31 protein-coding genes are annotated in these 23,559 nt (G+C 51.9%); 18 read left to right on the plus strand and 13 right to left on the minus strand.

The window, feature by feature from the left end:
* Positions 1–128: 128 nt before the first annotated feature.
* From JI741_RS18375 to JI741_RS18420, 10 genes are all read left to right on the plus strand, one after another.
* Positions 129–1,133, plus strand: a complete 1,005-nt coding sequence (locus JI741_RS18375) for a zinc-binding dehydrogenase (protein WP_202012335.1) — start codon at positions 129–131, stop codon at positions 1,131–1,133.
* 5 nt (positions 1,134–1,138) lie between these two features.
* The gene (locus tag JI741_RS18380) at positions 1,139–1,552 is read left to right on the plus strand and encodes a GNAT family N-acetyltransferase (protein WP_202012337.1); all 414 of its coding nucleotides are present in this window, start codon (positions 1,139–1,141) and stop codon (positions 1,550–1,552) included.
* 5 nt (positions 1,553–1,557) lie between these two features.
* Positions 1,558–2,199: a pyridoxamine 5'-phosphate oxidase family protein gene (locus JI741_RS18385; protein WP_202012339.1), complete on the plus strand. Its 642-nt coding sequence runs from the start codon at positions 1,558–1,560 to the stop codon at positions 2,197–2,199.
* A 28-nt stretch (positions 2,200–2,227) separates the two neighbouring features.
* The gene (locus tag JI741_RS18390; RefSeq protein ID WP_202012341.1) at positions 2,228–2,614 is read left to right on the plus strand and encodes a VOC family protein; all 387 of its coding nucleotides are present in this window, start codon (positions 2,228–2,230) and stop codon (positions 2,612–2,614) included.
* Between the two features lie 177 nt (positions 2,615–2,791).
* Positions 2,792–3,217, plus strand: a complete 426-nt coding sequence (locus tag JI741_RS18395; RefSeq protein ID WP_202012343.1) for a Dabb family protein — start codon at positions 2,792–2,794, stop codon at positions 3,215–3,217.
* A 421-nt stretch (positions 3,218–3,638) separates the two neighbouring features.
* Positions 3,639–5,045 (plus strand): 3-isopropylmalate dehydratase large subunit, encoded by a 1,407-nt coding sequence (leuC, locus tag JI741_RS18400; RefSeq protein WP_202012345.1) that lies wholly within the window; start codon positions 3,639–3,641, stop codon positions 5,043–5,045.
* A 37-nt stretch (positions 5,046–5,082) separates the two neighbouring features.
* Positions 5,083–5,667: a 3-isopropylmalate dehydratase small subunit gene (gene leuD / locus JI741_RS18405; protein ID WP_202012347.1), complete on the plus strand. Its 585-nt coding sequence runs from the start codon at positions 5,083–5,085 to the stop codon at positions 5,665–5,667.
* A gap of 8 nt (positions 5,668–5,675) precedes the next feature.
* Entirely contained in the window at positions 5,676–6,773 is a 1,098-nt protein-coding gene (gene leuB, locus JI741_RS18410) for a 3-isopropylmalate dehydrogenase (protein ID WP_202012350.1), read from the plus strand.
* Between the two features lie 54 nt (positions 6,774–6,827).
* Positions 6,828–7,988 carry a 2-isopropylmalate synthase gene (locus tag JI741_RS18415; RefSeq protein ID WP_202012351.1) on the plus strand — a complete coding sequence of 387 codons (1,161 nt, stop codon included), beginning with the start codon at positions 6,828–6,830 and terminating at the stop codon, positions 7,986–7,988.
* 230 nt (positions 7,989–8,218) lie between these two features.
* Positions 8,219–9,067 (plus strand): sugar phosphate isomerase/epimerase family protein, encoded by an 849-nt coding sequence (locus JI741_RS18420; RefSeq protein WP_202012353.1) that lies wholly within the window; start codon positions 8,219–8,221, stop codon positions 9,065–9,067.
* A gap of 13 nt (positions 9,068–9,080) precedes the next feature.
* Here the strand turns inward: JI741_RS18420 and JI741_RS18425 are convergent, their stop codons facing one another.
* The 6 genes from JI741_RS18425 to JI741_RS18450 all read right to left on the minus strand — a co-directional run bounded on the left by JI741_RS18425 (position 9,081) and on the right by JI741_RS18450 (position 12,445).
* The gene (locus JI741_RS18425; RefSeq protein ID WP_202012355.1) at positions 9,081–9,758 is read right to left on the minus strand and encodes a M15 family metallopeptidase; all 678 of its coding nucleotides are present in this window, start codon (positions 9,756–9,758) and stop codon (positions 9,081–9,083) included.
* A 46-nt stretch (positions 9,759–9,804) separates the two neighbouring features.
* Positions 9,805–10,332: an O-acetyl-ADP-ribose deacetylase gene (locus JI741_RS18430; protein ID WP_202012357.1), complete on the minus strand. Its 528-nt coding sequence runs from the start codon at positions 10,330–10,332 to the stop codon at positions 9,805–9,807.
* The gene (dtd, locus tag JI741_RS18435; protein WP_202012359.1) at positions 10,329–10,781 is read right to left on the minus strand and encodes a D-aminoacyl-tRNA deacylase; all 453 of its coding nucleotides are present in this window, start codon (positions 10,779–10,781) and stop codon (positions 10,329–10,331) included. The genes JI741_RS18430 and dtd overlap by 4 nt, the downstream gene beginning before the upstream one ends.
* Positions 10,782–10,818: 37 nt before the next feature.
* Positions 10,819–11,457, minus strand: coding sequence for an NAD-dependent epimerase/dehydratase family protein (locus JI741_RS18440; RefSeq protein WP_202012361.1), 639 nt, complete (start codon positions 11,455–11,457; stop codon positions 10,819–10,821).
* Positions 11,454–11,852: a YkvA family protein gene (locus JI741_RS18445; protein WP_202012363.1), complete on the minus strand. Its 399-nt coding sequence runs from the start codon at positions 11,850–11,852 to the stop codon at positions 11,454–11,456. Before JI741_RS18445 ends, JI741_RS18440 begins: the two co-directional genes overlap by 4 nt.
* A 71-nt stretch (positions 11,853–11,923) precedes the next feature.
* On the minus strand, positions 11,924–12,445 hold the full coding sequence (locus tag JI741_RS18450; protein WP_202012365.1) for a DUF7935 family protein: 522 nt from the start codon (positions 12,443–12,445) through the stop codon (positions 11,924–11,926).
* A gap of 69 nt (positions 12,446–12,514) precedes the next feature.
* Here JI741_RS18450 and JI741_RS18455 point away from each other — a divergent pair, with 69 nt between their 5' ends.
* Positions 12,515–12,838: a HesB/IscA family protein gene (locus JI741_RS18455; protein ID WP_202012367.1), complete on the plus strand. Its 324-nt coding sequence runs from the start codon at positions 12,515–12,517 to the stop codon at positions 12,836–12,838.
* Between the two features lie 13 nt (positions 12,839–12,851).
* Here the strand turns inward: JI741_RS18455 and folB are convergent, their stop codons facing one another.
* The 3 genes from folB to JI741_RS18470 are packed head-to-tail and all read right to left on the minus strand — an operon-like array spanning position 12,852 to position 14,916.
* Entirely contained in the window at positions 12,852–13,211 is a 360-nt protein-coding gene (gene folB, locus JI741_RS18460) for a dihydroneopterin aldolase (protein WP_202012369.1), read from the minus strand.
* Positions 13,208–13,996 carry a DivIVA domain-containing protein gene (locus JI741_RS18465; protein ID WP_202012371.1) on the minus strand — a complete coding sequence of 263 codons (789 nt, stop codon included), beginning with the start codon at positions 13,994–13,996 and terminating at the stop codon, positions 13,208–13,210. Before JI741_RS18465 ends, folB begins: the two co-directional genes overlap by 4 nt.
* Positions 13,993–14,916: a WD40 repeat domain-containing protein gene (locus JI741_RS18470; protein WP_202012373.1), complete on the minus strand. Its 924-nt coding sequence runs from the start codon at positions 14,914–14,916 to the stop codon at positions 13,993–13,995. Before JI741_RS18470 ends, JI741_RS18465 begins: the two co-directional genes overlap by 4 nt.
* Positions 14,917–14,967: 51 nt before the next feature.
* Here JI741_RS18470 and JI741_RS18475 point away from each other — a divergent pair, with 51 nt between their 5' ends.
* Together JI741_RS18475 and JI741_RS18480 are read left to right on the plus strand one after the other, a co-directional pair.
* Positions 14,968–15,603, plus strand: coding sequence for a 4'-phosphopantetheinyl transferase family protein (locus tag JI741_RS18475; protein WP_202012375.1), 636 nt, complete (start codon positions 14,968–14,970; stop codon positions 15,601–15,603).
* Positions 15,600–16,169 carry a redoxin domain-containing protein gene (locus JI741_RS18480; protein WP_202012377.1) on the plus strand — a complete coding sequence of 190 codons (570 nt, stop codon included), beginning with the start codon at positions 15,600–15,602 and terminating at the stop codon, positions 16,167–16,169. The genes JI741_RS18475 and JI741_RS18480 overlap by 4 nt, the downstream gene beginning before the upstream one ends.
* A 5-nt stretch (positions 16,170–16,174) precedes the next feature.
* Here the strand turns inward: JI741_RS18480 and JI741_RS18485 are convergent, their stop codons facing one another.
* Complete coding sequence (locus tag JI741_RS18485; protein WP_202012379.1) at positions 16,175–16,723, minus strand: hypothetical protein; 549 nt, start codon at positions 16,721–16,723, stop codon at positions 16,175–16,177.
* A gap of 131 nt (positions 16,724–16,854) precedes the next feature.
* Entirely contained in the window at positions 16,855–17,283 is a 429-nt protein-coding gene (locus JI741_RS18490; RefSeq protein ID WP_202012381.1) for a cytochrome B, read from the minus strand.
* A 173-nt stretch (positions 17,284–17,456) separates the two neighbouring features.
* On the opposite strand from JI741_RS18490, the gene JI741_RS18495 reads away from it, so the two are divergent.
* The 5 genes from JI741_RS18495 to JI741_RS18515 all read left to right on the plus strand — a co-directional run bounded on the left by JI741_RS18495 (position 17,457) and on the right by JI741_RS18515 (position 22,507).
* The gene (locus JI741_RS18495; RefSeq protein WP_202012383.1) at positions 17,457–18,413 is read left to right on the plus strand and encodes a ligand-gated ion channel; all 957 of its coding nucleotides are present in this window, start codon (positions 17,457–17,459) and stop codon (positions 18,411–18,413) included.
* An 89-nt stretch (positions 18,414–18,502) separates the two neighbouring features.
* Positions 18,503–19,333, plus strand: a complete 831-nt coding sequence (locus tag JI741_RS18500; RefSeq protein WP_202012385.1) for an SMP-30/gluconolactonase/LRE family protein — start codon at positions 18,503–18,505, stop codon at positions 19,331–19,333.
* Between the two features lie 100 nt (positions 19,334–19,433).
* Positions 19,434–20,723 carry a DUF2157 domain-containing protein gene (locus JI741_RS18505; RefSeq protein WP_202012387.1) on the plus strand — a complete coding sequence of 430 codons (1,290 nt, stop codon included), beginning with the start codon at positions 19,434–19,436 and terminating at the stop codon, positions 20,721–20,723.
* A complete protein-coding gene (locus tag JI741_RS18510) occupies positions 20,720–21,298 on the plus strand; it encodes a GDYXXLXY domain-containing protein (protein ID WP_202012389.1) in 579 nt (192 codons plus the stop codon). The genes JI741_RS18505 and JI741_RS18510 overlap by 4 nt, the downstream gene beginning before the upstream one ends.
* A 63-nt stretch (positions 21,299–21,361) precedes the next feature.
* Positions 21,362–22,507, plus strand: coding sequence for a PQQ-dependent sugar dehydrogenase (locus tag JI741_RS18515; RefSeq protein ID WP_202012391.1), 1,146 nt, complete (start codon positions 21,362–21,364; stop codon positions 22,505–22,507).
* A 64-nt stretch (positions 22,508–22,571) separates the two neighbouring features.
* Here JI741_RS18515 and JI741_RS18520 read toward each other — a convergent pair whose 3' ends face one another.
* Complete coding sequence (locus tag JI741_RS18520) at positions 22,572–22,883, minus strand: hypothetical protein (protein WP_202012393.1); 312 nt, start codon at positions 22,881–22,883, stop codon at positions 22,572–22,574.
* Positions 22,844–23,368, minus strand: a complete 525-nt coding sequence (locus tag JI741_RS18525) for a Panacea domain-containing protein (protein ID WP_236676155.1) — start codon at positions 23,366–23,368, stop codon at positions 22,844–22,846. The genes JI741_RS18520 and JI741_RS18525 overlap by 40 nt, the downstream gene beginning before the upstream one ends.
* Positions 23,369–23,559 lie beyond the last annotated feature (191 nt).

A 23,559-nucleotide genomic window follows, 5' to 3' on the forward strand; every position in this document is an offset into this window, starting at 1 on the left:
CCTGCTACCCACCGGCAGCAGGAGGAATTTTTATTGCCCAATAACCTATTGTATATATCGCAACACCGCTGTATATATCGCAACACCGCGTTTCAAAGCACGGCTTGCATCACTATTTCTAATTTTTTATGAGAGCAGTTTTCTTCAAAGGCAAAGACCATCCGTTGGTGGTGCAAAACATCAAAAAATTCAGACCCGTGAAAGACCAGGTGCTGGTGCGCCTGCAGCACGCCGCGCTGAACCACCTCGACATCTGGGTGTGGCGCGAAAAGGATAGTCTCTCGCCCGAAGGGAACATTCTGGGTTCGGATGGCTGCGGTGTCATCGAAGAAGTGGGCGAAGATGTGGACCCGTTGTTCATCGGCATGGAGGTGATCATCAACCCTGCCCTCGATTGGGGAGAGAATCCCATTGTGCAAGGCAACTCGTTTCGCATTCTGGGCTATCCCGACAACGGAACGTTTAGCGACTACATCGTGATCTCCAAAAAATATATTTTCGAAAAGCCCGAGCACCTCACATCGGCCGAGTCTGCAGCCGTGCCGTTGGCGGCGCTCACGGCCTATCGCGCGCTCTTTTCGAAAGCACGCCTGCGCAGCAAAGAGAAAGTGCTCATCACCGGCATTGGTGGTGGCGCGGCGTTGTGGGTGTTGCAGTTGGCGGTGGGCTATCAGGGTCGCGTGTATGTAACGTCCAGCTCGCCCGAAAAAATTGCAAAGGCAAAACAGCTCGGTGCACTGGGCGGCTTCAACTATAACGATCCGGACTGGGTGCAGCAGGCGCTTAAGGAAAGTGGCGGGGGCTTCGACATCATCATCGACAGTGCAGGCGGAAACCAGTTTTCGAAACTCATCGAACTGGCCATGCCCGGTGGTCGCATCGTGAACTTCGGACGCACCAACGGCAACATCACCGACATCGCCACCCGACTGCTGTACTCCAAACAGATTTCCATTCATGGTTCCATGATGGGCACACGCGACGAATTTTTGTCGATGCTCGATTTCCTGGAGAGCCGGAACATCAAGCCCGTCATCGACAAAACATTTCCCCTCGAACAGGCAGAAGAAGCCATGCGCTACATGGAAGAGGGCCATCAGTTCGGAAAAATTATTTTGCAAATCAGTAAATAAAAAAAATGGCAGCTCCCCAGATACTCTATCGCAGCGATGTGAAACTCACCGTCGAGGCGTTCACAGATTTGTTGAAACGTTCCACGTTGGCAGCACGGCGGCCGGTCAACAACCCGCAGGCCATTCAAAGCATGCTCGACCACGGCAACGTGCTGGTGACCGCGTGGGATGGCGAAACGCTGGTGGGAATTTCGAGAGCACTCAGCGACTTTTCGTTTTGCTGCTATCTGTCAGACCTTGCCGTTGACGAAGCCTATCAAAAGCAAGGCATCGGCAAACAACTGATTGAAGAAACGCACAAAGTTTCCGGCGAACAAACCATGCTGTTGTTGCTGGCCGCACCGGCTGCGCAGGAATATTATCCGAAAATCGGCATGAAACGCTTCGAGCATTGTTTTTTCATTCCCCGTAAATCATAATCACCATGTCACAATTCCCCATCACCGACAAAACCGAAATCACGCGTCTTCCCAAGCGCGGTGTATACGACAAAGACGTTGTGTATTCCATATTGGACGAGGGTTTGTTTTGCACGCTGGCCTATGCGCGCGACGGGCAGGCCTTTCAAATTCCCACGGGCTTTTGCCGCATCGGCGACAAATTGTACCTCCACGGTTCCGTAGGCAGTTTCTATATGCGCGAGCTGGCCGAAAAGAAGCCGCCGGTGTCTATCGGTGTCACGTTCATCGACGGGTTGGTGCTGGCGCGTTCGGCGTTTCACCACTCGGTCAACTATCGCTCGGTGGTGATCTTCAGCACGCCCGAAAAAGTGGACGATGCCGACGAGCTATACAAGGCGTTGGAAGTGTTCACCAACAAGATGCAGCCGGGCCGTTGGGACGACGTGCGCAAACCCAACAGTGGCGAATGGAAGGCCACCATGCTGCTTTCGTTCAAGATCGATGAAGCCTCTGCCAAGGTTAGAACCGGTGGTCCGAAAGACGACGAAGAAGACTATGCGCTCGACATCTGGGCCGGCGTGGTGCCGTTGGAAATTCAACGCAAACCACCCATTGCCGACGATGTGCTGAAAGCCGGCGTGGCGCTGCCTGACTATTTGAAATAACAAGAACCGTATTTCACATTTTGTAAGAATGAAAATTGAACACCTTGCCATCTGGTCGAAAGACATCGACAACCTGAAGGAATTTTATGTCCGCTATTTCGATGCGGTGGCCAATGAAAAATACATCAATCCCAAAAAAAATTTTCATTCTTACTTTCTCTCTTTCTCGGAAGGCTGCCGGCTTGAGTTGATGCAAATGCCGGGCATTGCCGCGGGTCCCGACGATGGAAAACAGTGGATGGGCATCGCGCACTTTGCCACGTCTGTGGGCAGCAAAGAAAATGTTGATGCCCTGACCGAGCGCCTGCGAAAAGACGGCTACAGCATTGCCGGTGAGCCGCGCACCACGGGCGATGGCTATTATGAAAGTGTGGTGCTTGATCCAGAGGGAAACCGGATTGAGATCACGATTTAAGTTCACGCTAAAATTTTAGCGCGGCGGCATGTCTCGCGTATTCCTTCCTTTTTTGATACCTTGAAGCCCTTTCGGACGATTGAATCCAGATTGAGTACAGGTGGGCACGGACATTTCCGGAAAGATTTTTTATTATTGTCTGATCGTATTTTTCGTACGTCCAAAAAAATGAACACCATGAACAAACAAACCCGTCGTACATTCCTGGCCAGCGCTGCAGCACTCACCGCCGGCGTGGCCACCGTGGCCCATGCCGCCACAACTTCACCATCGACTATGGAAACAAAAAATAAAAAACAACTTGCTCACCATGTGTTCTTCTGGCTGAAGAACCCCGGTTCGAAAGAAGATCTTCAAAAACTTCTCGAAGGACTTCGCACACTCGAGAAAATTGAAACCATCCGCTCGCTGCACATTGGTGTTCCGGCCAGCACAGAAAAGCGCGATGTTGTAGACAACAGCTACGCCGCTTCCGAACTCATGTTGTTCGACGACCTCGCCGGCCAGGCCACCTACCAGACACATCCCATTCACCTCAAGTTTATCGAGAACTGCTCGCACCTGTGGGAGAAAGTGATTGTGTATGACTCGATGGATGTCTAGCGACCAGTCCTGAGTCGTTAGTATTTAGTCTTGAGTATTTCGGGAGCTCTGAGTTTGTTGTTTCTGCAAACGATACAATGCCTGAAATCAAAAGCATACCGCGAAGGACCGAAGGGGAGCTTCCAAAAAATCGACGAACTCAAGACTCAGGACTATCGACTAAATACTAAATAACACTTGTTAGCGGAGTTAAATATTTTTTAACAATTCGTTGATGTAGGGCGCAGATTTCATCATCTTCGTGAATCAAAATCCTCTCGCAATTTTTTAAGTTAAAATTAGGTACATCTCCCATGAGATGATTTCATAAAACCGGACCTTTACAACCCGCCCCGTCCCGATGCAAAATCAGGACGGGGCGGTTTCATTTTAAACAGCGCAGAGCAAACTAACACTTGTTACAAGCTCGCCTACCAGACAGATGCCACAACAAAAAACATTATTCGACAAAATTTGGGATGCCCACGTGGTGAAGAGCAGCGAAGGCCACCCCGACGCCCTGTACATCGACCGCCATTTCATCCACGAAGTGACCAGCCCCCAGGCTTTTGACGGCCTGCGCAAACGCGGTGTCAAAGTTTTTAACCCGGCACGCACCACGGCCACGGCCGACCACAACGTGCCCACAAAAGATCAACACCTTCCCATCAAGGAAGCCCTGTCGCGTCACCAGGTGGAAACCCTGCGCAAAAACTGCGCGGAATTTGGCGTAGAACTCTACGACCTCGGCCATCCCTACCAGGGCATCGTGCACATCATCGGCCCCGAACTCGGCCTCACGCTGCCCGGCATGACCATCGTGTGCGGCGACAGCCACACCTCTACGCACGGCGCCTTTGGCAACATCGCGTTTGGCATCGGCACCAGCGAAGTGGAACAGGTACTGGCCACACAGTGCGTGTTGCAGTATCGTCCAAAAACCATGAAGATCGAAGTGAACGGCACACTCAGCAAGGGCGTGTTGGCAAAAGATATTATCCTCTACATCATCTCCAAGCTGTCGGCCAGCGGTGCCACGGGCTATTTCGTGGAATATGCCGGCGATGCCATTCGCAACCTCAGCATGGAAGCACGCATGACCATCTGCAACATGAGCATCGAGATGGGCGCACGCGGTGGTTTGATTGCCCCCGACGAAACAACCTTCAACTACATCAAAGGCAGAAAGTTTGCGCCACAAGGCGAAACGTTCGACCGCCTGGTGGAACAATGGAGACAACTGAAGTCTGACGACAACGCCGCCTACGACCTCGTGCTCACCTTCGACGCAGCCGACATCGCGCCCATGATCACCTATGGCACAAACCCCGGCATGGGCATCAAGGTGACCGACCGCATTCCTACCGTGAACGAACTGAAAGACCTCAGCGAACAAACATCATTCTCGAAGTCGCTTGAGTATATGGGCCTCGAACCCGGCTCGGCCATCCTGGGCAAAGCGGTTGACTATGTGTTTATCGGCAGCTGCACCAACGCCCGCATCGAAGACCTTCGCCTCGTGGCCAACATGGTGCAAGGCAAGAAGAAAGCCGACAACGTGGAAGTGTGGGTAGTGCCCGGCTCCAAGCAAGTGGAAAACCAAGCGCGCGAAGAAGGCCTCGATAAAATTTTTGAAGCGGCAGGGTTTCAACTTCGTCAACCCGGCTGCTCGGCATGCCTGGGCATGAACGAAGACAAAATTCCCGCGGGCAAATATTGCATCAGCACCTCGAACCGGAATTTTGAAGGACGTCAGGGACCCAAGTCCAGAACCTTCCTGGCCAGTCCGCTCAGTGCCGCCGCAGCCGCCATCACCGGCAAAGTAACCGACGTGCGCAGCCTGGTGTAGGGCTGTGAAATTTTTAAGTAAGGAAAGAAAAAAACTTATGTCGAAAGAAAAATTCATAACGCTCAAAAGCACGGCAGTGCCCCTGTCGATCGAAAATATTGATACCGACCAGATCATTCCCGCGCGCTTTCTGAAAGCCACCACGCGCGAAGGCTTTGGCGAAAACCTGTTTCGCGACTGGCGCTACAACAGCGACGACACGCCGAAAGATTTTATACTAAACAACGGCACCTATACCGGCAAAATCCTGGTGGCCGGCAAAAACTTCGGATGCGGCAGCAGCCGCGAACACGCCGCCTGGTCTATCTACGACTATGGTTTCCGCGTGGTGATCTCCAGTTTCTTTGCCGACATCTTCAAAAACAATGCGCTGAACAACGCACTGTTGCCCGTGCAGGTGTCGGACGAGTTTCTGAAAAAGATATTCGCCGCCATCGAAAAAAATCCAGCCACACCCATCACCGTAGACTTGTCGCAACAGAAAGTGGTTTTGGAAGACGGCTCGTCCGAGTCGTTCGACATCAACGCCTACAAGAAGACCTGTCTCACCAACGGCTACGACGACATCGACTACCTGTTGAGCTTACGCGACGAAATACGTCATTTTGAATTAGTACACTAACGCATAGGATGAAGAAGAAAATTACCATACTTCCCGGCGACGGCATCGGCAAAGAAGTAACGACCAGCGGAAAAAAAGTTCTTGAGCAGATCGCTGACTGCTTTGGTCATGAATTTATTTTTGACTACGCCCTCATTGGCCACGAAGCCATCGAAGCCACCGGCAACCCGCTGCCGGACGAAACCCTGACGAAACTAAAAAATTCGGACGCCGTGTTATTCGGCGCCGTGGGCCATCCCAAATACGACAACGATCCGTCGGCAAAGATCCGTCCCGAACAAGGTTTGTTGAAGATGCGCAAGGAACTTGGCCTCTATGCCAACCTTCGCCCCATCAAACTTTTTGACGAACTGCTGGAAGCTTCCAGCATCAAGCCCGAAATTCTGAAAGGCGCCGACATTCTTTTCTTCCGCGAACTCACCGGCGATGTATACTTCGGCGAACGCGGCCGCAAAGACAACAACGACACGGCCTACGACACCATGATCTATTCGCGCTATGAAGTGGAACGCATCGCGCACAAAGCCTTTAAGGCCGCACAAACCCGCAGCAAAAAACTCACGTCGGTCGACAAGGCCAACGTGCTGGAAAGCTCGCGCCTGTGGCGTGAAGTGGTGCAGGATGTGGCCAAACAATATCCCGACGTGACGGTGGAACACATGTTTGTGGACGCCGCCGCCATGAAGCTCATCCAAAATCCGAAGAGCTTTGATGTGGTGGTGACCGGAAATCTTTTTGGCGACATCCTCACCGATGAAGCCTCGCAGATTGCCGGATCCATGGGCATGCTCGCCTCCGCATCGGTGGGCGACACCGTGGGCCTCTACGAACCCATTCACGGCAGCGCGCACGACATCACCGGAAAAGGTGTAGCCAACCCGTTGGCCTCCATCCTTTCGGCAGCCCTGCTCCTCGACATTTCGTTCGGCCTCAAAGAAGAAGCCGACACCGTGATCAAGGCGGTAGAACAAACTTTGAAAGAAGGCTACCGCACCCGCGACATCGCCGATGCTTCCACACCCCACGAAAAAATTCTGGGCACCGAAGTGATGGGCAACGTGGTCTGCAACCAGATCCGCATGTTGGTGTCGGTCGATCAAAAATAGAACAAAGAACAAAACCGGTCAGTGACGCTGACCACCCCCATAAACAAATAAAGTATGAGCAACAGAATTCAAATCTTCGATACTACCCTCCGCGATGGAGAGCAAGTGCCGGGCTGCCAATTGTCTACCGATGAAAAAATCGTGGTGGCACGTAAGCTTGAAGAGCTCGGTGTCGACGTAATTGAGGCGGGCTTCCCCATCTCCAGTCCCGGCGATTTTCTTTCCGTGGTGGAGCTATCCAAAGCGGTGAATGTCGGCGTCTGTGCGCTCACGCGTTCAAAGAAAGAAGATATCGACGTGGCCGCCGAGGCCTTGCACCACGCCAAACGTGGTCGCATCCACACCGGCATTGGCTCTTCTGATGTGCACATCAAAACAAAATTCAACAGCACACGCGAGAAAGTTCTGGAGCAAGCGGTGTGGGCCACGGGCTATGCCAAAGCAAAAGGTTATGAAGTAGAATTTTTTGCCGAAGATGCAGGCCGCGCCGACCTGGCGTTTCTGGCCAAGCTGGTAGAGAGCGTGATCGCCGCCGGTGCCGACGTGGTGAACATACCCGACACCACCGGCTATTGTCTGCCCCATCTCTACGGCAAACGCATTGCCTACTTGTTCGAGCATGTGAAGAACATTCACAAAGCCACCATCTCCGTGCATTGCCACAACGACCTGGGTCTGGCCACCGCCAACACCATTGCTGGCCTCATGAACGGCGCACGCCAGGCCGAAGTGACCATTAACGGCATAGGCGAACGCGCCGGCAACACCTCGCTGGAAGAAGTGGCCATGATCATTCAAACCCACAAGGATCTTGAAATGACCACGGGCATCAACTCCAAAAAACTGTATGAGCTGAGCACCCTGGTATCGGAAATGATGCGCATGCCGGTGCAGCCCAACAAAGCCATCGTGGGCGCCAACGCCTTCGCGCACTCGTCGGGCATTCACCAGGACGGTTTCCTGAAAAATTCGGAGAACTACGAAATCATCAACCCCGCCGATGTGGGTGTTCCTTCTTCGTCTATCATCCTCACGGCACGCAGCGGACGTGCCGCGTTGAAGCACAGACTGGAGTTGCTGGGCTATCAGCCTTCGAAGCCGGAGTTGGATCAACTCTACGATCACTTCCTGATCGTGGCCGACGAAAAGAAAAATGTAGTAGACGACGACCTGATCACGCTGGTGGCCAACACGCCGCTGCTGGTTCAGAAATAAGAAACTACAGCGATCAAAAAATAAAGGCGCCTCTCACCATTCGGTGGGAGGCGCTTCTGTTTTCTGCAAGGTTGGGTTGGGATTTTGGTGGAGGCTTGGGTTGCGCGGAACACGTTGCCGGAAGTCCCTTTTTTCAGGTTTGGGAGGGAATCTCAACCCGGGGCGGAGGTCAAAAATTGTTTCTTGACGCTTATTTTTTATCTTCATCGCTTAATCCATCCTACTTCCGTATGACCCTCTTTCGTCGCATCAACAGGTTGTCCGTATTGATTCTTGCTTTTGTTTGTTTTGTGTGTGTGAAGAGCATGGCCCAGGAAATCGGGCTGGAGCTTTACAGCCTCCGGAATCAATTTGCCAAGGATGTTCCCGGCACAATGGCAAAAATCAAAGCCATGGGCATCAAAGACATTGAAATGGGCGAAACCTATGGTCTCGAATTTCCCGAGTTCATGAAGCTGCTGGCCATCAATGGTCTGAATGTGGTGAGCTATGGCGCCGACTTCGAACGCCTGGAAAAATTTCCGCAGAAGGTGGCCGACGAAGCCCGTGCCTATGGTGCGCGCTATGTGGTTTGTTTCTGGATTCCACACGATGGCGACACGTTCACCGCGGCCGAAGTGGAAAAAGCCGCTGCCGTTTTCAACGCCGCCGGTCGCGTGATGGCCATGAACGGCCTGCTGCTTTGCTATCACCCCCACGGCTACGAGTTCAAACCCTACAACGACGGAACCTTGTTTGACTACATGGTCACAAAGTTCGATTCGCGTTTTGTGCATTTCGAAATGGACGTGTTCTGGGTGAAACAACCCGGTCAGGATCCTGTGAAACTCCTTCGGAAATATCCTTCGCGCTTCATCCTGCTCCACCTGAAAGACCGGAAAAAAGGAACACCCAACAGCGACAACGGCCAGGCCGATGTGGAATCGAACGTGACGTTGGGCACAGGCGATGTGGGCATTGCCGAAATTGTGCAGGAAGCCAAAAAGAACGGCATCAAACATTTCTTCATCGAAGATGAGTCGTCGCGTTCGGAAGAACAGATCCCGAAAAGCATCGCGTTCCTGAAGTCGTTGCCTTAGGTTGGACTATTGACTACAGGCCTTCCAGTTCTTCGTAGTCGATGTCGAGCACTTCATATTTCTTATAGCCGATAAAATCGTAGTGCCACCACTCCGAGCCGTTCACTTTGAAACCATGTTTCTCCATGGCCTTGATGAGCAGCGTCCGGTTTTTCAGAATCACCGGATCGCTCACCGGTGATGTGGGCCACGCTTCTTTTTTGAACGAATCAAAACCGGTGGGCATCTGCAACTCTTCGCCCGTCTTCAGGTTGATCACCGTGAGGTCGAGCGCGCAACCGCGGTTGTGACGCGAACCGCGATAGGGCGACGCCACATAGGTGGTGTCGTGATAGACTTCATAGAACTTCACCGTGGCTTTGTAGGGGCGATAGGCGTCAAAAATCTTTATGCCCAATCCCTGCTTTTTCAAATCGGCTTGAATGCGCTTCAACGATTCGGCCACGGGCCTGCGCGCATAGGCCCGCGCAAGGTTATAGATTTTCTCGCCCGTGAAGTTGTTGGTGGTGGCATAGCGAATGTCGAGCACCAGGCCGGGCACAAACTTCTCAAGGTTTATCAATTGCTTTTCGGGATTGGCCTCCACGGTTTTCTTATACTCTTCCAGCGTGGTGGCCTTGAGCCCGTACTTGCCCTGACCCGATGCGCACGTGGACAGCGCGATACACCATATAAGAAAGGTCTGTTTCATAAAGATTACTTTTATTGGATGTCGGTTCGAAAATTCAAACATGCCGTCACCTGCGTGAGGTCAGCAGCGTTTCATAAAGATCAAAATTCTCTTCATCAAAACACACAAAGAAAACTTTTGCAATCGTTGGTTGCTTGGTTAAAAAATTCTGCACCTCGCGAATGGCAATTTCAGCCGCACGCGGTTTGGGAAATCCATAGATGCCCGTGCTAATGTTGGGGAAAGCGATGGTGGTCACATTGTGTTGCAACGCCAGCGCGAGGCTGTTGCGGTAGGCATTGGCCAACAAGACATCCAGCTTTCCGTGGTCAACACCCGACCAAACCGGACCCACGGTGTGAATCACAAACTTCGCGTTGAGGTTGCCACCACTGGTGATCACGGCCTCGCCTGTGGCGCACCCGCCTTGCCGGTTGCGTATGGCCTTGCATTCTTCCAGAATCTTTGGGCCTCCTTTGCGATGTATGGCCCCATCTACACCGCCACCACCCAACAGGCTGGTGTTGGCGGCATTCACGATCGCGTCTACCGCAAGCGTTGTGATGTCGCCACGCAGAACTTCGATGCGGGTCATACTTTGTTTTTGGTGTCGATGATGATGGTCACTGGTCCGTCGTTCAGCAAGGCCACTTTCATGTCGGCTCCAAACTCGCCGGTCTGTACACTTTTTTCCAATTGAACCTCCACGGCCTTCACAAACTGATTGTAGAGCGGGATGGCCACGTCGGGTTTTGCTGCTTTGATGTAGGATGGGCGGTTGCCTTTTTTGGTGCTTGCCTGCAAGGTGAATTGACTCACCACAATGATGTCGCCGGCAGCGTCTTTCACGCTCACGTTCATCACACCCTGGTCGTCTTCAAAGATGCGCAGGTTCACCAGCTTGGCCGCCAGCCAGTCGATGTCTTCGGCGTTGTCGGCGTCTTCAATACCCACCAACACCAACAACCCTTTGCCGATAGACGATTTCACAACCTGGTCGATGGTGACGGACGCGGAGCTTACGCGTTGAATGACTGCGATCATAGAAAAAAGTAAAAAAGTTATTTCATACACGCCGCGCTCACACGTTCTGGAGCGAAGCGGATTCGTGGATGAAATTACCTTTTTTATCTTCCGCGGCAAATTTCAACATGCCACGCGCCACCTTCATCGATTCGATGGCTTTGTATTTTGCGGGAATAAGAAATGCAAAAAATTTATAAAAGAACTTGGCGGCATCTTCGGCCGAACGTTTTTCGGAACGCGGGCCCAGCAGCAACGAGGGTCTGAAGATGTGAACGGTGTCGAAGCCCACCTCTGAAATGGTTTCTTCTATCTCACCCTTCACCTGATTGTAATAGATCGAAGACTCCTTGTTCGCGCCCAACGCCGACACCAGCATGAATTGTTTTGCACCGTTCGACTGCGCCGTCTTGGCCAACAGAAAGGGGTAATAAAAATCGACCTGATAGAAGTTCTCTTTCGATTTGGCTTTTGCCATGGTGGTGCCCAAGCAGCAAAACACATCGTCGCCTTTGATGAGTGCGGTCTTGTGGCTCAGGTCGCCAAACTCCAGTTTGATCTGCGTTAGCTTGGGATGGTGTGGCAGGTCCGTGCGCGTGAGGGCGATCACACTGGAATAGCGCGGGCTTTCCAGCAACAGCGACAACAGCTGGCTGCCAATGAGACCGGTGCTGCCGGCAATAAGGGCTGTTTTCATAGAGGAAGTTCCCGTGTTTTTTCCCACGCTAGAAATTTTCCGACCTCGTCGCCCAAGGTGTTATAGACCCACACCAGCACGGCAAAATCGTCGGTTAGTCCTGCGATCGGAACAATGTCGGGAACGAGGTCGAGGGGATTAACAAAGTAGAGAATGGCGGCCACCAGAATGAGCATAGCCCTCCACGGCACACTGCGGTAGTGCCCCAGGGCATAGGCTTTGGCCAGACGCCCGAGCACGGAGAATTTTTCCTGAAACGTTTGCAGGCGCACATCCGACCATTTGACCGCCCCAAGTTTGCCGGCAAATTTCACCAGCAATGCCATGAGGCGACCACGTTTGCCCAGCAGGCGGGCGGCCTGGCGCGTGGCCAGGTCGAAAAATCTGTTTTCCATCGGCGATAGTTAATATGCTCCAAATACCGGGATCACCCGAAAAACGAAACCTGCCGTGGGTTTGGTTCCCCTCAAAAGGTTTGTTGTATCTCCTTCTTCAACTCCAGCAGCGCGTGTGCCAGGGGGTCAACAGATTTCGTGATCGACTTTTCAAATATTTTTTTTGACAAGTCGAGGCTGGTGGACTCCATGTTCATTTCGCTGGCGGCATCGTTGATCGACACGATGAGGTCTTCTTTGGCGTTCTTGATCATCTCCCACACGCCTTCACTAATATACACCTGCTGCGACACATTGTGGTTGTATTCGTTCCGTATTTCACTGAGCAGCAACTGGTGAAATTCGCGCGACGCCATGCCCGACACGTTGAGGCGCACCAGCAGGTTTTGCGGGGCCATGCGTTCCAGAAACAAAGCCATGCGCTCGTAGGCCTGCAGACGGTTTGGCAATAGCGTTTCGATGCTGCGTCCCCGCACCTCCAGCTTCTTCAGGTCGATTTCTTTTTGAATGAACGTTCTGACCAGCAGGAAGGCTCCATACAATACCAGTGCGGCGGGTACCAGCACCATGATAAACATTACCAGGGGATCCATAGAATTTATTTACGGCTATTTGTGTTTGAAATTAAATAATTTTGGACGCTAAATTACGCTCTGCCCCAGATGTTTGAAAGCCTTCAACCCGTAACCTTGTCGCCCCGCGCTGCCGAGGAAATACGGAAGATCATGCAAACCAAAAACATTCCCGCCGAATACGGTCTGCGCGTGGGCATCAAAGGCGGCGGCTGTGGTGTTTCGTTGCTCATTGGCTTCGACAAGAAGAAAGATTCAGACCTGGCCTACAGCATCAGCGACATTCCGGTGTACATCGATAAAAAGCACACCATGTTTATCATCGGCAAAGAGGTCGATTTTTTTGAAGGCGACGAAGCCCGCGGGTTTGTGTTTATCGATCCCAAAAAAGAAAAAGAGCCTGCCCAGGATTAACCGGTCCGTTCGATCAGCGTTTCTTCTCCAGTTGAATGGTTGCCCGGGCGCACTTGCCTCCAATGGGCGGATTGATCTTCGACAGCTTGAGCTTCACCGACAACGCGCTGGGCAACTGTGTGAGAATGTCGTTCACAATTTTTTCGGCCACGGTCTCCAACAATTTCGAGGGCTTTTCCATTTCGGCTTTCACGATCTGAAAGATGGTGACATAGTTCACGGTGCCTTCCAACTCGTCGTTGGCGGCGCCTTTCGAAAAATCGGTTTCAACGGATACGTCTATTTCAAACCAGTTTCCCGATTCGCGTTCGTGCGCATACACGCCGTGGAAGGCATGGAACTCCAGTCCTTCCAGAGAGATGATGCCGGTCATCCGATCTCGTCAAAAAATGAGCGTTGCACTTTCTTCGTCACGGGGGCTTCCACTTTGATGGTGGTGGTTTTTTGTTCCAGCACCACTTCTTTCTCGATCACCACGGGGCCCGATTTAAATTCGGGTTTGAATTCCGGACGGAAGTCGGTCTTTACTTCGGGTTTCAATTCAGGACGCAGTTGCATTTCGCTATCCACCAGGTTGGGGAAGGCCACACGTTTGGCTTCGCGCTTGGCCATGGCCAGGTGTTTGTCGGGATCAAAGTCTTTGATGGTGACGCGGGCACGTTCGGCGCGGTCGAGGGCGTCGCTGGCGAGGTGCTTCAGGTTGGTGAGCAGGTCGTCGCGCGAGGCCTCCATGTGTTTATAGTTTTCTACCAGCACCTTGAGTCGGTCTTCCATCTCGGCCAGAATTTCTTTGGCGCGCTGGTCTGATTCTTCAATGGCATTGCGTGCTTTCACCTTGGCTTCGTTCAGCATGCCGTCGGCGCGCATCTGCGATTCTTTCAGGTGAAGGTCGGCGGCCATGCGGGCTTGCTCAATCACGTTGGCGCCGGTGTCTTCGGCGGTCTTCAGGGTTTTGTAGAGCGAGCTCTCCACTTCGCGCAGCTTGGTCACCTCGCGTTCGGTGGCCTCGAGCTTGATGCGCAGTTCTTTGTTCTCGTCCACGATGCGCTCCCACTCCTGCGAAAGGGAAAGGAGGAACGCGTTCACTTCGTCCTTCTCATAGCCTCTGAAATTCTTTTCAAAGGTCTTCTGTCGTATGTCGAGGGGTGATATTCTCATAAGGGTTGTTGTTCAAATTTTATATTCCAGACGGAGATGGTCCGGTCATCGCTGGCGCTGAGGAGTTGGCTATGATGGTTTGTCCAAACAAGTTTGTTGACAGAGGTTCCGTGGCCCGCGTGACGCGACCGGTCGATCACCTTCAACAACTTCAACGCCTCCCAATCCCACACCTTGATGGATTTATCCATGCTACAAGTTACGAAATGTTTGCCATCCGGGCTAAAATCGATGTGATTTATCGCGAACAGGTGGGCCACCACTTCACCTGCCTGACCATAGCCATGCGTTGCCTCCCACACTTTGAAGCGCGCATCGCGCGAACCACTGATGAGATGGTTGCCATCGGGACTATAGCGCAAGGTGAACACCGAGTTGTTGTGTGCCACCCACTCGTGTTTCAACGCGAGGCTGTCGCCGTCGAACACACGGATGCTGTTGTCGCTGTAGCCCACGGCCACTTCGCCGCGCACGGCATTCACCGCGATGGTCCGGGCGCTCTGCGTCGACGCCTGCACCTGTCCTTTGATGACGAGCGTTGCCAGGTCCACCTTCATCACCGTGCCGTCGCCGGTCGCCACCAACAGGTCGCGATCGTAGGCTTGCAGATCGAAGATGGCCGCCTTTGTTAATTGTAACGAGCCAAGTTCTTTTTTATTCTCCCCGTCCAGCACGTGGATGCCGTCGTAGTTGTGGGCCGCCACCAGACAGTTTTGGATGGGGTGGTAATGCAGGGCGTAGATGGAGTTGGGCAGCTTGGCCACCAGCTCGCCGGTGTCGGGCGTGTTCAGGTCCCACCGCACCACCATGCCGTCGCCCGCTCCGGAAAACACCACGTGCGATTGGGCCGAGCGCGCCAGCGTATACACACAGTCGCGGTGGCCGGTGAGGGTGTGGAGTTTTTGTACTTCTACTTTCAACCTGCGTCGATTAAATTTCCGAAAGTTCTAACTTTCGAAAAGTTATTCCGCATGCCTTTAGAAAAAATAGTTCACGAACCCGGCCGCGCCTGGGGGTTGTGGCACATCACCGAGCACGAACAGGAACTGAGCATGCGTCTTGGGGCACTGGAGCGTGTGCCCGAAAGCCTGACCCATCCCAACAAACGCCTGGAATTTTGGGCCGGCCGTGTGCTGGTGAAAGAAATTCTGGAAAGCATGAAGGTTTCGTTTCGCGGCATCGTGAAGGATGACTTTGGGAAACCGTTTCCCGCGGGGCTCGACTATCATCTGTCGCTGAGCCATTCCTATCCCTATGTGGCCGCCTTGGTCGACACAAAACATTCCGTGGGCATAGACCTGGAGCAACCCAAGGAAAAACTGTTTCGCATAGCCCCCCGGGTGTTTGCCCCAGGCGAGCTTCACGACGCGGGCACAGACCTGACCAAGCACTGCGTGTATTGGTGCGCCAAGGAAGCCATGCTGAAGGTCTATGGCAAAAAGGACCTTGTGTTTGCCGAAAACCTGCTGGTGAGCCCGTTTTCGCTAGAGGGCGAGGGCGACATTCATGGCAAAATAATTGTTGAAGATCAGGTGAGGATGATACCTTTACACTACGTGGTATATCCAAACTTTGTAGTCGTTTTCAACCAATCTGAAGAAATATGAAAACCGGTGTTCTTGTAGCCTTCCTGTTTTGCGCCATCCCGGCAGTGATGGCCCAGCAGGTTCCAGACTTTACGCTAACCAACGTGGTGAACGGAAACACGGTGTCGCTCAGCACCTATCCCAGCTGCTCGGGTGTGGTGATTGTGTTCACCACCAACACCTGCGCCTACGACGACTACTACCGCGGCCGCATCAACAAGCTTTCGAAAGAGTTGCAGGATAAAGTGCCCGTGTTGCTTGTCAACTCCAGCGTTGACGCACCCGAATCGGTAGACAACATGACCAAGAAGGCTCAGCAATGGGGATTGTCAGCACCTTACCTGGCCGACAAGGACCAGGTGGTGATGCGCGCGCTTGGCGCCACAAAAAGTCCTCAGGTGTATTTGTTAAAAAACAGCGGCGGCAAATTCACCGTAGTCTACTCCGGCGCCATCGACGACAATGCACAGGTGGAAGCCGATGTGCGACATGCCTATTTGAAAGATGCGATTGATATTATGCTGACGAATCAGACTATTGCCACTCCGGAAGTGCGGCCGGTGGGGTGTACGATTCGCAAGAAGTAGACTGACTATTTTTCCTTCAACCTTTTTCTATTCTTCTCCAGCAGCCCATTGAACTCCTGCCAGAAAGATTCATAGTCCGCTGTGGAATCGTCCTTGGCAAATTCACGGGGTTGTTTTTGAAAAAAGAATTTAATGCCATCGGCAAATCTCACCACCTCTCGCACATAGCTAACAAGGGGCAGTTCCAACGCCACATCGAAGTGAATGAGATCACGCTTATCGGTTGACAAAAGTTTCTGAAAATTCTTAAGCGTTACCATCGTTCCCTGATGAAAAACATCCCAGGTAACATGCATAGGGCAACCGATCATGCCCAACTGACCACAATGTTGAATAAGCGGAAAGCGACTGTTGGCTGAGGCAAAATCGTTGCTCAACGTCCTCAGCAACATCAAGCCCGACGTGCTGATCGTCCACCGTTCATCACCTTCACCTACAATTGGAACGTCGTTGGCCGTGATGGAAAGCAATCCGTACGAACACGGATCTGTTTTATTGTCCGGATTCTTTCCTGTCCAGTACTGATCAACAATATTGATTCTCAGGTTTCGCATGATCGCACCCCGCTATGTTTCCCTTAAAGTCTGGCCTTGTCATTCTGTGATTTGCGAGAATAAAAAAGCGCAGGTCCAATCATCAAAGAATGAACCTGCGCCATTATAGAAGATAGATTTCAGATAGTTTTTTAAAACAATCCCCGCCCACTCAACACAACCACGGCAATGATTACCACCAGTGCCACAAAGTTGAAGATGAACATGCGCTTGTGTTTGTCGGCATCGTTGGCCATGCGCTTGGAGGTGGCGCGGGCCAGCGTGATGAGCACCACGGCCACCAGCATGCCCGTGATGTGTTCAACGGTCCAGTAGCGGGTCATTTTGTCGCTCATGGTTTGGCCGCCAAACTGCACGAACGGACTCACAAAATACAACAGCAATCCCAACAGCAACTGCGTGTGGGTGAAGATGAAGGTGAACAGGCCGAGTTTGTTATCGAGGCTTGAATAGGGTTGCTTGTTGAGCATTCCCAGGAGGGCTTTCACAACTACGACAACCAAACCGAGGAGCACCAGATAGCGGAGTCCGGAGTGTGCTTTGAGCAAAAATTCGTACATGATGGTGTTGGGTTTACGGGCACGAAAATAACACAAAAAGCGCAGTTTTAGGAGGGTCGTTTAACCTTTCGGTTAACGGCTCCGGGCTTCGGCTGCTTTTGGCCGTCGGCTTTTTTGTGACCATGGTGATAATCAACGCAAAAAAATTAATTTTGGAACCTGCTTTCCGCGCTATGAAAAAGCTCTACACGTTCTGTTTCCTCTTTGGCATTTCGTTCCTGCTCCGCGCACAGGACAGCACAGCCGTTCAAACACCCGACACCGTGAAGGTGGGCACCTATGTGATCAGCGTGCACGACATCAACTTTCACGAGAAAGAATATACCGCCCGCTTCTGGCTTTGGTTTGTGTATGACAACCCCGAGTTCGATTTCTCTAAACAACTCGACATCCCCAACGCCAAAGCCATTGAGCCCCCCGAAATTATTATGGACAGCGTGGAAGGCAAGACCTGGGCCATCATGAAAATGAAGTGCACCATGAAAGAGCGCTGGGACGTTCGCGATTTCCCGTTCGACTCCCAACACCTGCGCGTACAAATTGAAAACACACTCTTCGACAAAGACAAACTCATCTTCTCCCCCGATGTGAAAGGCAGCCAGTTCGATCACGACGATGCCATCGACGGGTGGACCATCACCAACTTCCGGGTGGAGCGAAACGAAAATCTCTATGAAACCGGCTTTGGCGATCCGTCGAGCAATGCCCAGACGTTTTCGTCGTTCAACATCCTGATGGACATCGAGCGCGACGCGTGGGGGTTGTTCCTGAAGATTTTTATCGGCATGTACATCGCCTTTCTCATCTCCATTGTGAGCTTCACGCCCCACCCCTCGGAGCTTGAGCCGCGGTTTGGTTTGCCGGTGGGTGGTTTGTTTGCGGCCGTCGGTAACAAATACATCATCGACTCGCTGTTGCCCGAATCATCGTCGTTTACCCTAGTGGACACGTTGCATGCGCTCACCTTTGTGGCCATTCTGATGACCCTCATTGTGTCGGCCATTTCGCTGAAAATGGTAGATCGCGGCAACGAAGCCATGGCCCTGTCGGTGAATCGAAACGGCGGCAAGATCGTGGTGGGCACCTATGTGCTGGCCAACATCATCTTCATTGTGATGGCCCTCGCCTAGCAACGGCAAATTTCGACACAGCGCTGAACTTCTCCGGCATTCACACGTTAACCTTGTTCAACCTTATCAAATCCACAAAACAAACAACCATGAAACGACTCTTCACTTTTTTATTCTCCGTTGGTGTGCTGGCCGCTTCAGCACAATCGCTGGCCCTGAAATGGAAAACCGACACCCTGTTGCGCGTGCCCGAGTCTGTTTTGCTCGACGCTAAAAACAACGTGCTCTATGTAGCCAACATCGACGGCCAACCCGATGGCAAAGATGGCGTGGGCTCCATTGCCAAAGTTTCGCCCACCGGAAAAATCATCAACGCCGCCTGGGTCACAGGTCTCGATGCCCCCAAAGGCATGGGCCTCTATAAAAACAATCTCTACGTGGCCGACATCAGCAAGGTGACCACCATCGACATTGCTACGGGCAAGATCACCGCCTCCGTGGAAATTCCCGACGCCAAATTCCTGAACGACATCACCATCGATGCCAAAGGAAACGTGTATGTGTCAGACACCGGCGCGAGCAAAATCTATGTGGTGAAAGATGGCAAAGCCACACTCTACTTCGAAAGCGCCGAGCTGAAAGGTGTGAACGGCCTGTTGGCCCTGGGCAACACGCTCTATGTAGTTGACTTTGCCACAGGCCAGAACTACAAACTTTCCGCCGACAAGAAACTCACCCCCTTTGCCAAAACAGCCGAAGGCGCCGATGGCGTGGTGCTGGTTGGAAAAGAAGAATACCTGGTGTCGAGCTGGAACGGTCAGGTAGACTTTGTGAACGCAAAAGGCGAAGTGACCAAGTTGCTCGACACCCGCGAACAAAAATGGAACGCAGCCGACATTGAATTCGACGCCAAGACAAACACATTGTTTGTGCCCACATTTTTTGCCAACACGGTGATGGCCTACACGTTCAAGAAATAAGCAACATCAACCTTCATCACAGAAGCTGTCTGGCCATGCCGGGCAGCTTTTTTTTATTTCAAAAAGTGGTACCTTCCGCGGCAATTATCCGTGCATCCGCATGAGCAAAAATATTTTGAACGACCTTCCTGAACTTCTACGGGCCAACGTGATCGACGAAGAAACGGCGAAGCGAATCACCGCCTACTACGACGCGAAACCCAATGCTTCTTCGAACCGCCTCTTTGTGGTGTTTGGCATTCTTGGCGCCCTGCTCATCAGCATGGGACTCGTGCTCATTGTGGCCCACAACTGGGACGATCTTCCGAAGGCAGCCAAACTTTTTATCGGCCTCCTGCCCATGCTCATCGGGCAGGGCGTGTGTGGCTATCTGGTGGTGAAAGACATTCCCAGTCGCGCGTGGCGCGAAGGATGTGGTGCCTATCTTTGTTTCACCATCGCCCTCAGCATTGCCGTTGTGGGGCAAGTCTATAACCTCGAAGGAAATTTCCCACGCTTTCTCATGGTGTGGATGCTGCTCACGCTGCCGGCCGTCTATGTGCTGCGGTCGTCGATGGCCGCCATGCTTTATGTTTGCGGCGTCACGTGGTATGCGTGCGAGCTTGGTTATTTTCATTACCCCAGCATGCCGCCGTGGAAATACTGGCCCATGCTGGCCCTCGTGCTTCCGTTTTGCTACACGGAGTTTATCATGAAGGGATTCAAAAACAATTTCTACTACTTCATCTCATGGCTCGTGGTGTTGTCGGTCACGTTTTGCATCGGGGCATTCGAAAACCATCACGAAGACCTCGTGATTGGTATGTACATGAGTTTGTTCAGCGTGTTTGTTTTGCTCAGCGAGCTGAAAGCTTTTGAAACGCATCGTGTCCTCACCAACCCATTGCTGCTGGTGGGCAGCCTCGGCATCATGTGCCTGTTGCTGCTGTTGAGTTTTGACTGGTATTGGGATGAACTCGACCGCTTCACCGAACAGGACAACCTCGCCTCGATGGAATTTTATTTCACCGCCATTCTCAGTGCCCTTGCCGTGATACTGATGGTGTTTGTGTTTCGCGCCAAATCAATAGCCTCCATCAACCTAAAAGGTTTTGCGTTTCTCATCTTCATTGCGCTGTATATCATGGGCATAAACGCTCCCGGTTCGGCGCAGCTGTTGGTTAACCTGGTCATTCTCATTTTTGCCGTCTACACCATCCGCTCCGGCGCGAAGCAAAATCATCTTGGCATTTTGAACTATGGCCTGCTCATCATCACGGCCCTCATTCTCTGTCGGTTTTTCGATACAGACTTCAGCTTCATTCTGCGCGGCCTGCTCTTTATCGCGGTGGGCATTGGCTTCTTTGCCGCAAACTATTACATGATTAAAAAACGGAAACAGAACGCATGAAAAAATTCCTACTCATTCTTTTTGTCTTCATGTGTGTTGCCCAATGGCTGGTGCCAGCCAAAATGATCTACGACAATGAAGTGGTGGTTACGGAAGGCCTGCTCTATAAATTCAGAACACAACCGGTAGATCCTTCCGATCCGTTCCGGGGCAAATACGTCACGCTGTCGTTCGACGCCAACGCCATTGTGCTTCCCGACAGCGGCGATTGGGTGGCTGGTGAAGAGGCGTTTGTTTCGTTCGGAGAAGATTCTCTTGGTTTTGCTACACCCGCATCCATCAGTCGCGAAGAACCGGATGCACCCGCCTTTCTGAAAACCACCGTGAACTATGTAGAAAACTACAGCGACTCACCCTACATCATTAACTTCACGTTGCCCTTCGACAGATTTTATCTCGAAGAGTCGAAAGCCTCGCAGGCGGAACAAGCCTATTGGCAAGCACAACGCGACTCGGCACAAGTGGCCTATGGCGTGGTGCGCATCGGCAAAGGCCAGGCTGTGCTCACCGACGTGATGATCAACGACAAGTCGATTGTGGAGTTGGTGAAAGAGTTGAATACAACACCTGAATAGAAACAGGTCTTCGTAGTAAAAAGCTTTTGCCAATTCTTAGCCACTCTTAGGAAAACAAAGTTCATGAATAAAAACAGTAGCTCTCTCATCGTCCTGGTGCTGGCCATGGCGCTGGTTTCATGTGGCAAAAAAGAAAGCGCGCAGAAGCCCGGTGCCATTGTGCAAACCGAAAAACAAAAGTTCAGAGTAGACACCATCACCTCTGCCCTGGATACGCTCACCAATCCCTGGGGCATGGCATTTCTTCCCGACGGCCGCCTGTTGGTGACCGAACGCAGTGGAGCCATCCGCATCATTGAAGACGACAAACTATTGAAAGAAAAAATTGAAGGCGTGCCAACGGTCTATGTTCACGGACAAGGCGGTCTGCTCGACATACAACTCCACCCCGACTTTTCGAAAAACGGCTGGATCTACCTGAGCTATGCCAAGCAAGTGGCCGACAGCGGTGGCACCGTGATTGCCCGAGCCAAACTGGAAAGCAACAAGCTCACCAACCTCGAAGAACTGTTTCAGGCGTTGCCCTTGTCTTCGTCGGAAGCACACTTTGGCTCACGTATACAGTTCGATGGCAAAGGCTATATGTTTTTCACATCGGGCGAGCGTGGCAAAAAAGAAAACGCGCAAGACCTCTCCAACCACCTCGGCAAAGTGCTGCGCCTCCACGACGATGGCAAAGTGCCCAGCGACAATCCGTTCACCAGCATTATTGGTGCACGTTCGGAAATATGGTCGTATGGCCACCGGAATTTGCAAGGCCTCTACTACGACAAAGAAACCGGCACGCTCTGGGAACACGAACACGGCCCCCGCGGCGGCGACGAACTGAACATCGTGGAGAAAGGAAAGAACTATGGCTGGCCCATCATCACCTACGGCATCAACTACGACAGCACCATCATCACCGACAAGAAAGAAATGAATGGCCTGGAGCAACCCGTGCGCTACTACGTGCCTTCCATCGCACCGTGCGGCATGACCATGGTCACGTCAGACAAATATCCCAACTGGAAAGGCAATCTGTTAATCGGCGCCCTCTCGCACCAACTGGTGATGCGCGTGGAAGTTGCCGACAAAAAATTTGTGAAAGACGAACGCATGCTGGAGAAAATCGGCCGTGTGCGTTGTGTGACGCAGAGCCCCGATGGGTTCATTTATGTGGCCATGGAGAATCCGGGCAAGATTGTGAAGTTGGTGCCGGTGGAGTAGACACTACCTTTTCTTCGCCGCGAACATAAAGAAAAGAAGGCGCAAGCATCCGTTTCTTTGGTCGTCATTGCAGAGTCGTATCAACATTCTTATAGATTTCAATACGGCATAGGCTAACGGTGCGTCGATATTCTTCAATTCGATAAAGTATTCGCACCACTGGAATGATGTTGCCTGGCAGTTGGTCAGTGATCCAAAGGTAGTAGCCGTCGCCCATGGGAAATGCATTTTGGTCTGGTCGACGTGACAATGTCCAATCGATGGCCTTCTCCAGCTCCTCCAATCTTGGGTGTGTTTCAATCAAATCGCGAAGCTGCTCTGCAAACTTTTGCTGCTTTAAGACCCTGAACATTCTTCTATTTGCAATTTCGCCCACGCAAGATCATGTTCGTCGGGCGTTTTGAACGACAGCAGAAATGTGTGAAAGGGCAACTCTTCTTTTTCGGCAGCAACTTGCCACGCAGGATATTGATGCGATAATTCGCTTATCTCACTACCATTATAGTCTGCTATTTCTGAAATCACTTTATCGATGGTGGCAATCTCATCTGTGGAGAAAAGCTCCCACCGAGGTTCACGGCCAGCAAACAATCTCTTTTGAATCCTGCCAAAGAAATCGTTTTGAACAAAAACTAAATCATTTGCATTCACCAGCTCGTCGCGCAAGGATAGAAACAATGCTGGTTCGGGCGTTGGACCAAACGCTTGTTTGATGTAGGTGAATTCGGAAATAGGAATCCCATTTCTTAGATAGTGAACATTGTCGATAAAATACAGCGCTTTGTTCAACAAGGTTGCACCATAGTTGGACCGGTTGCCCAATCGATGCGCAACATAGACCATCAATTCTTTTGTCTTCAAATGATTGCCATCGAGTGGAGTGCTCATATCGCTGAGTTTTCGATCACTTGGGAATCGGAGCTTCTTAAAACGCCGCCGAAGCCATCCGTAATTTACAAAATAAACGGCTCCCCATCACTAAAAGTTGGGGAGCCGTCAAACAACTTTATATTCGTTGCTCTTTTCCTGAAATGTGAAAGGCTATAGTTTAC

It is taken from the genome of Chryseolinea lacunae (assembly GCF_016735595.1).
In the GTDB taxonomy this organism is placed as follows: domain Bacteria; phylum Bacteroidota; class Bacteroidia; order Cytophagales; family Cyclobacteriaceae; genus Chryseolinea; species Chryseolinea lacunae.

Excerpts from the sequence above, each read along its gene's own strand:
- JI741_RS18385 (WP_202012339.1), top strand. The coding sequence starts at position 1,558 with ATGTCACAATTCCCCATCACCGACAAAACCGAAATCACGCGTCTTCCC.
- JI741_RS18445 (WP_202012363.1), bottom strand. The coding sequence starts at position 11,852 with ATGGAAAACAGATTTTTCGACCTGGCCACGCGCCAGGCCGCCCGCCTG.
- JI741_RS18420 (WP_202012353.1), top strand. The coding sequence starts at position 8,219 with ATGACCCTCTTTCGTCGCATCAACAGGTTGTCCGTATTGATTCTTGCT.
- JI741_RS18415 (WP_202012351.1), top strand. The coding sequence starts at position 6,828 with ATGAGCAACAGAATTCAAATCTTCGATACTACCCTCCGCGATGGAGAG.
- JI741_RS18500 (WP_202012385.1), top strand. The coding sequence starts at position 18,503 with ATGAAACGACTCTTCACTTTTTTATTCTCCGTTGGTGTGCTGGCCGCT.
- dtd (WP_202012359.1), bottom strand. The coding sequence starts at position 10,781 with ATGATCGCAGTCATTCAACGCGTAAGCTCCGCGTCCGTCACCATCGAC.
- leuC (WP_202012345.1), top strand. The coding sequence starts at position 3,639 with ATGCCACAACAAAAAACATTATTCGACAAAATTTGGGATGCCCACGTG.
- folB (WP_202012369.1), bottom strand. The coding sequence starts at position 13,211 with ATGACCGGCATCATCTCTCTGGAAGGACTGGAGTTCCATGCCTTCCAC.
- JI741_RS18515 (WP_202012391.1), top strand. The coding sequence starts at position 21,362 with ATGAATAAAAACAGTAGCTCTCTCATCGTCCTGGTGCTGGCCATGGCG.
- JI741_RS18465 (WP_202012371.1), bottom strand. The coding sequence starts at position 13,996 with ATGAGAATATCACCCCTCGACATACGACAGAAGACCTTTGAAAAGAAT.
- JI741_RS18505 (WP_202012387.1), top strand. The coding sequence starts at position 19,434 with ATGAGCAAAAATATTTTGAACGACCTTCCTGAACTTCTACGGGCCAAC.
- JI741_RS18475 (WP_202012375.1), top strand. The coding sequence starts at position 14,968 with ATGCCTTTAGAAAAAATAGTTCACGAACCCGGCCGCGCCTGGGGGTTG.
- JI741_RS18450 (WP_202012365.1), bottom strand. The coding sequence starts at position 12,445 with ATGGATCCCCTGGTAATGTTTATCATGGTGCTGGTACCCGCCGCACTG.
- JI741_RS18495 (WP_202012383.1), top strand. The coding sequence starts at position 17,457 with ATGAAAAAGCTCTACACGTTCTGTTTCCTCTTTGGCATTTCGTTCCTG.
- JI741_RS18390 (WP_202012341.1), top strand. The coding sequence starts at position 2,228 with ATGAAAATTGAACACCTTGCCATCTGGTCGAAAGACATCGACAACCTG.
- JI741_RS18480 (WP_202012377.1), top strand. The coding sequence starts at position 15,600 with ATGAAAACCGGTGTTCTTGTAGCCTTCCTGTTTTGCGCCATCCCGGCA.
- JI741_RS18380 (WP_202012337.1), top strand. The coding sequence starts at position 1,139 with ATGGCAGCTCCCCAGATACTCTATCGCAGCGATGTGAAACTCACCGTC.
- JI741_RS18485 (WP_202012379.1), bottom strand. The coding sequence starts at position 16,723 with ATGCGAAACCTGAGAATCAATATTGTTGATCAGTACTGGACAGGAAAG.
- JI741_RS18440 (WP_202012361.1), bottom strand. The coding sequence starts at position 11,457 with ATGAAAACAGCCCTTATTGCCGGCAGCACCGGTCTCATTGGCAGCCAG.
- leuD (WP_202012347.1), top strand. The coding sequence starts at position 5,083 with ATGTCGAAAGAAAAATTCATAACGCTCAAAAGCACGGCAGTGCCCCTG.
- JI741_RS18425 (WP_202012355.1), bottom strand. The coding sequence starts at position 9,758 with ATGAAACAGACCTTTCTTATATGGTGTATCGCGCTGTCCACGTGCGCA.
- JI741_RS18430 (WP_202012357.1), bottom strand. The coding sequence starts at position 10,332 with ATGACCCGCATCGAAGTTCTGCGTGGCGACATCACAACGCTTGCGGTA.
- JI741_RS18375 (WP_202012335.1), top strand. The coding sequence starts at position 129 with ATGAGAGCAGTTTTCTTCAAAGGCAAAGACCATCCGTTGGTGGTGCAA.
- JI741_RS18510 (WP_202012389.1), top strand. The coding sequence starts at position 20,720 with ATGAAAAAATTCCTACTCATTCTTTTTGTCTTCATGTGTGTTGCCCAA.
- JI741_RS18490 (WP_202012381.1), bottom strand. The coding sequence starts at position 17,283 with ATGTACGAATTTTTGCTCAAAGCACACTCCGGACTCCGCTATCTGGTG.
- leuB (WP_202012350.1), top strand. The coding sequence starts at position 5,676 with ATGAAGAAGAAAATTACCATACTTCCCGGCGACGGCATCGGCAAAGAA.
- JI741_RS18395 (WP_202012343.1), top strand. The coding sequence starts at position 2,792 with ATGAACAAACAAACCCGTCGTACATTCCTGGCCAGCGCTGCAGCACTC.
- JI741_RS18455 (WP_202012367.1), top strand. The coding sequence starts at position 12,515 with ATGTTTGAAAGCCTTCAACCCGTAACCTTGTCGCCCCGCGCTGCCGAG.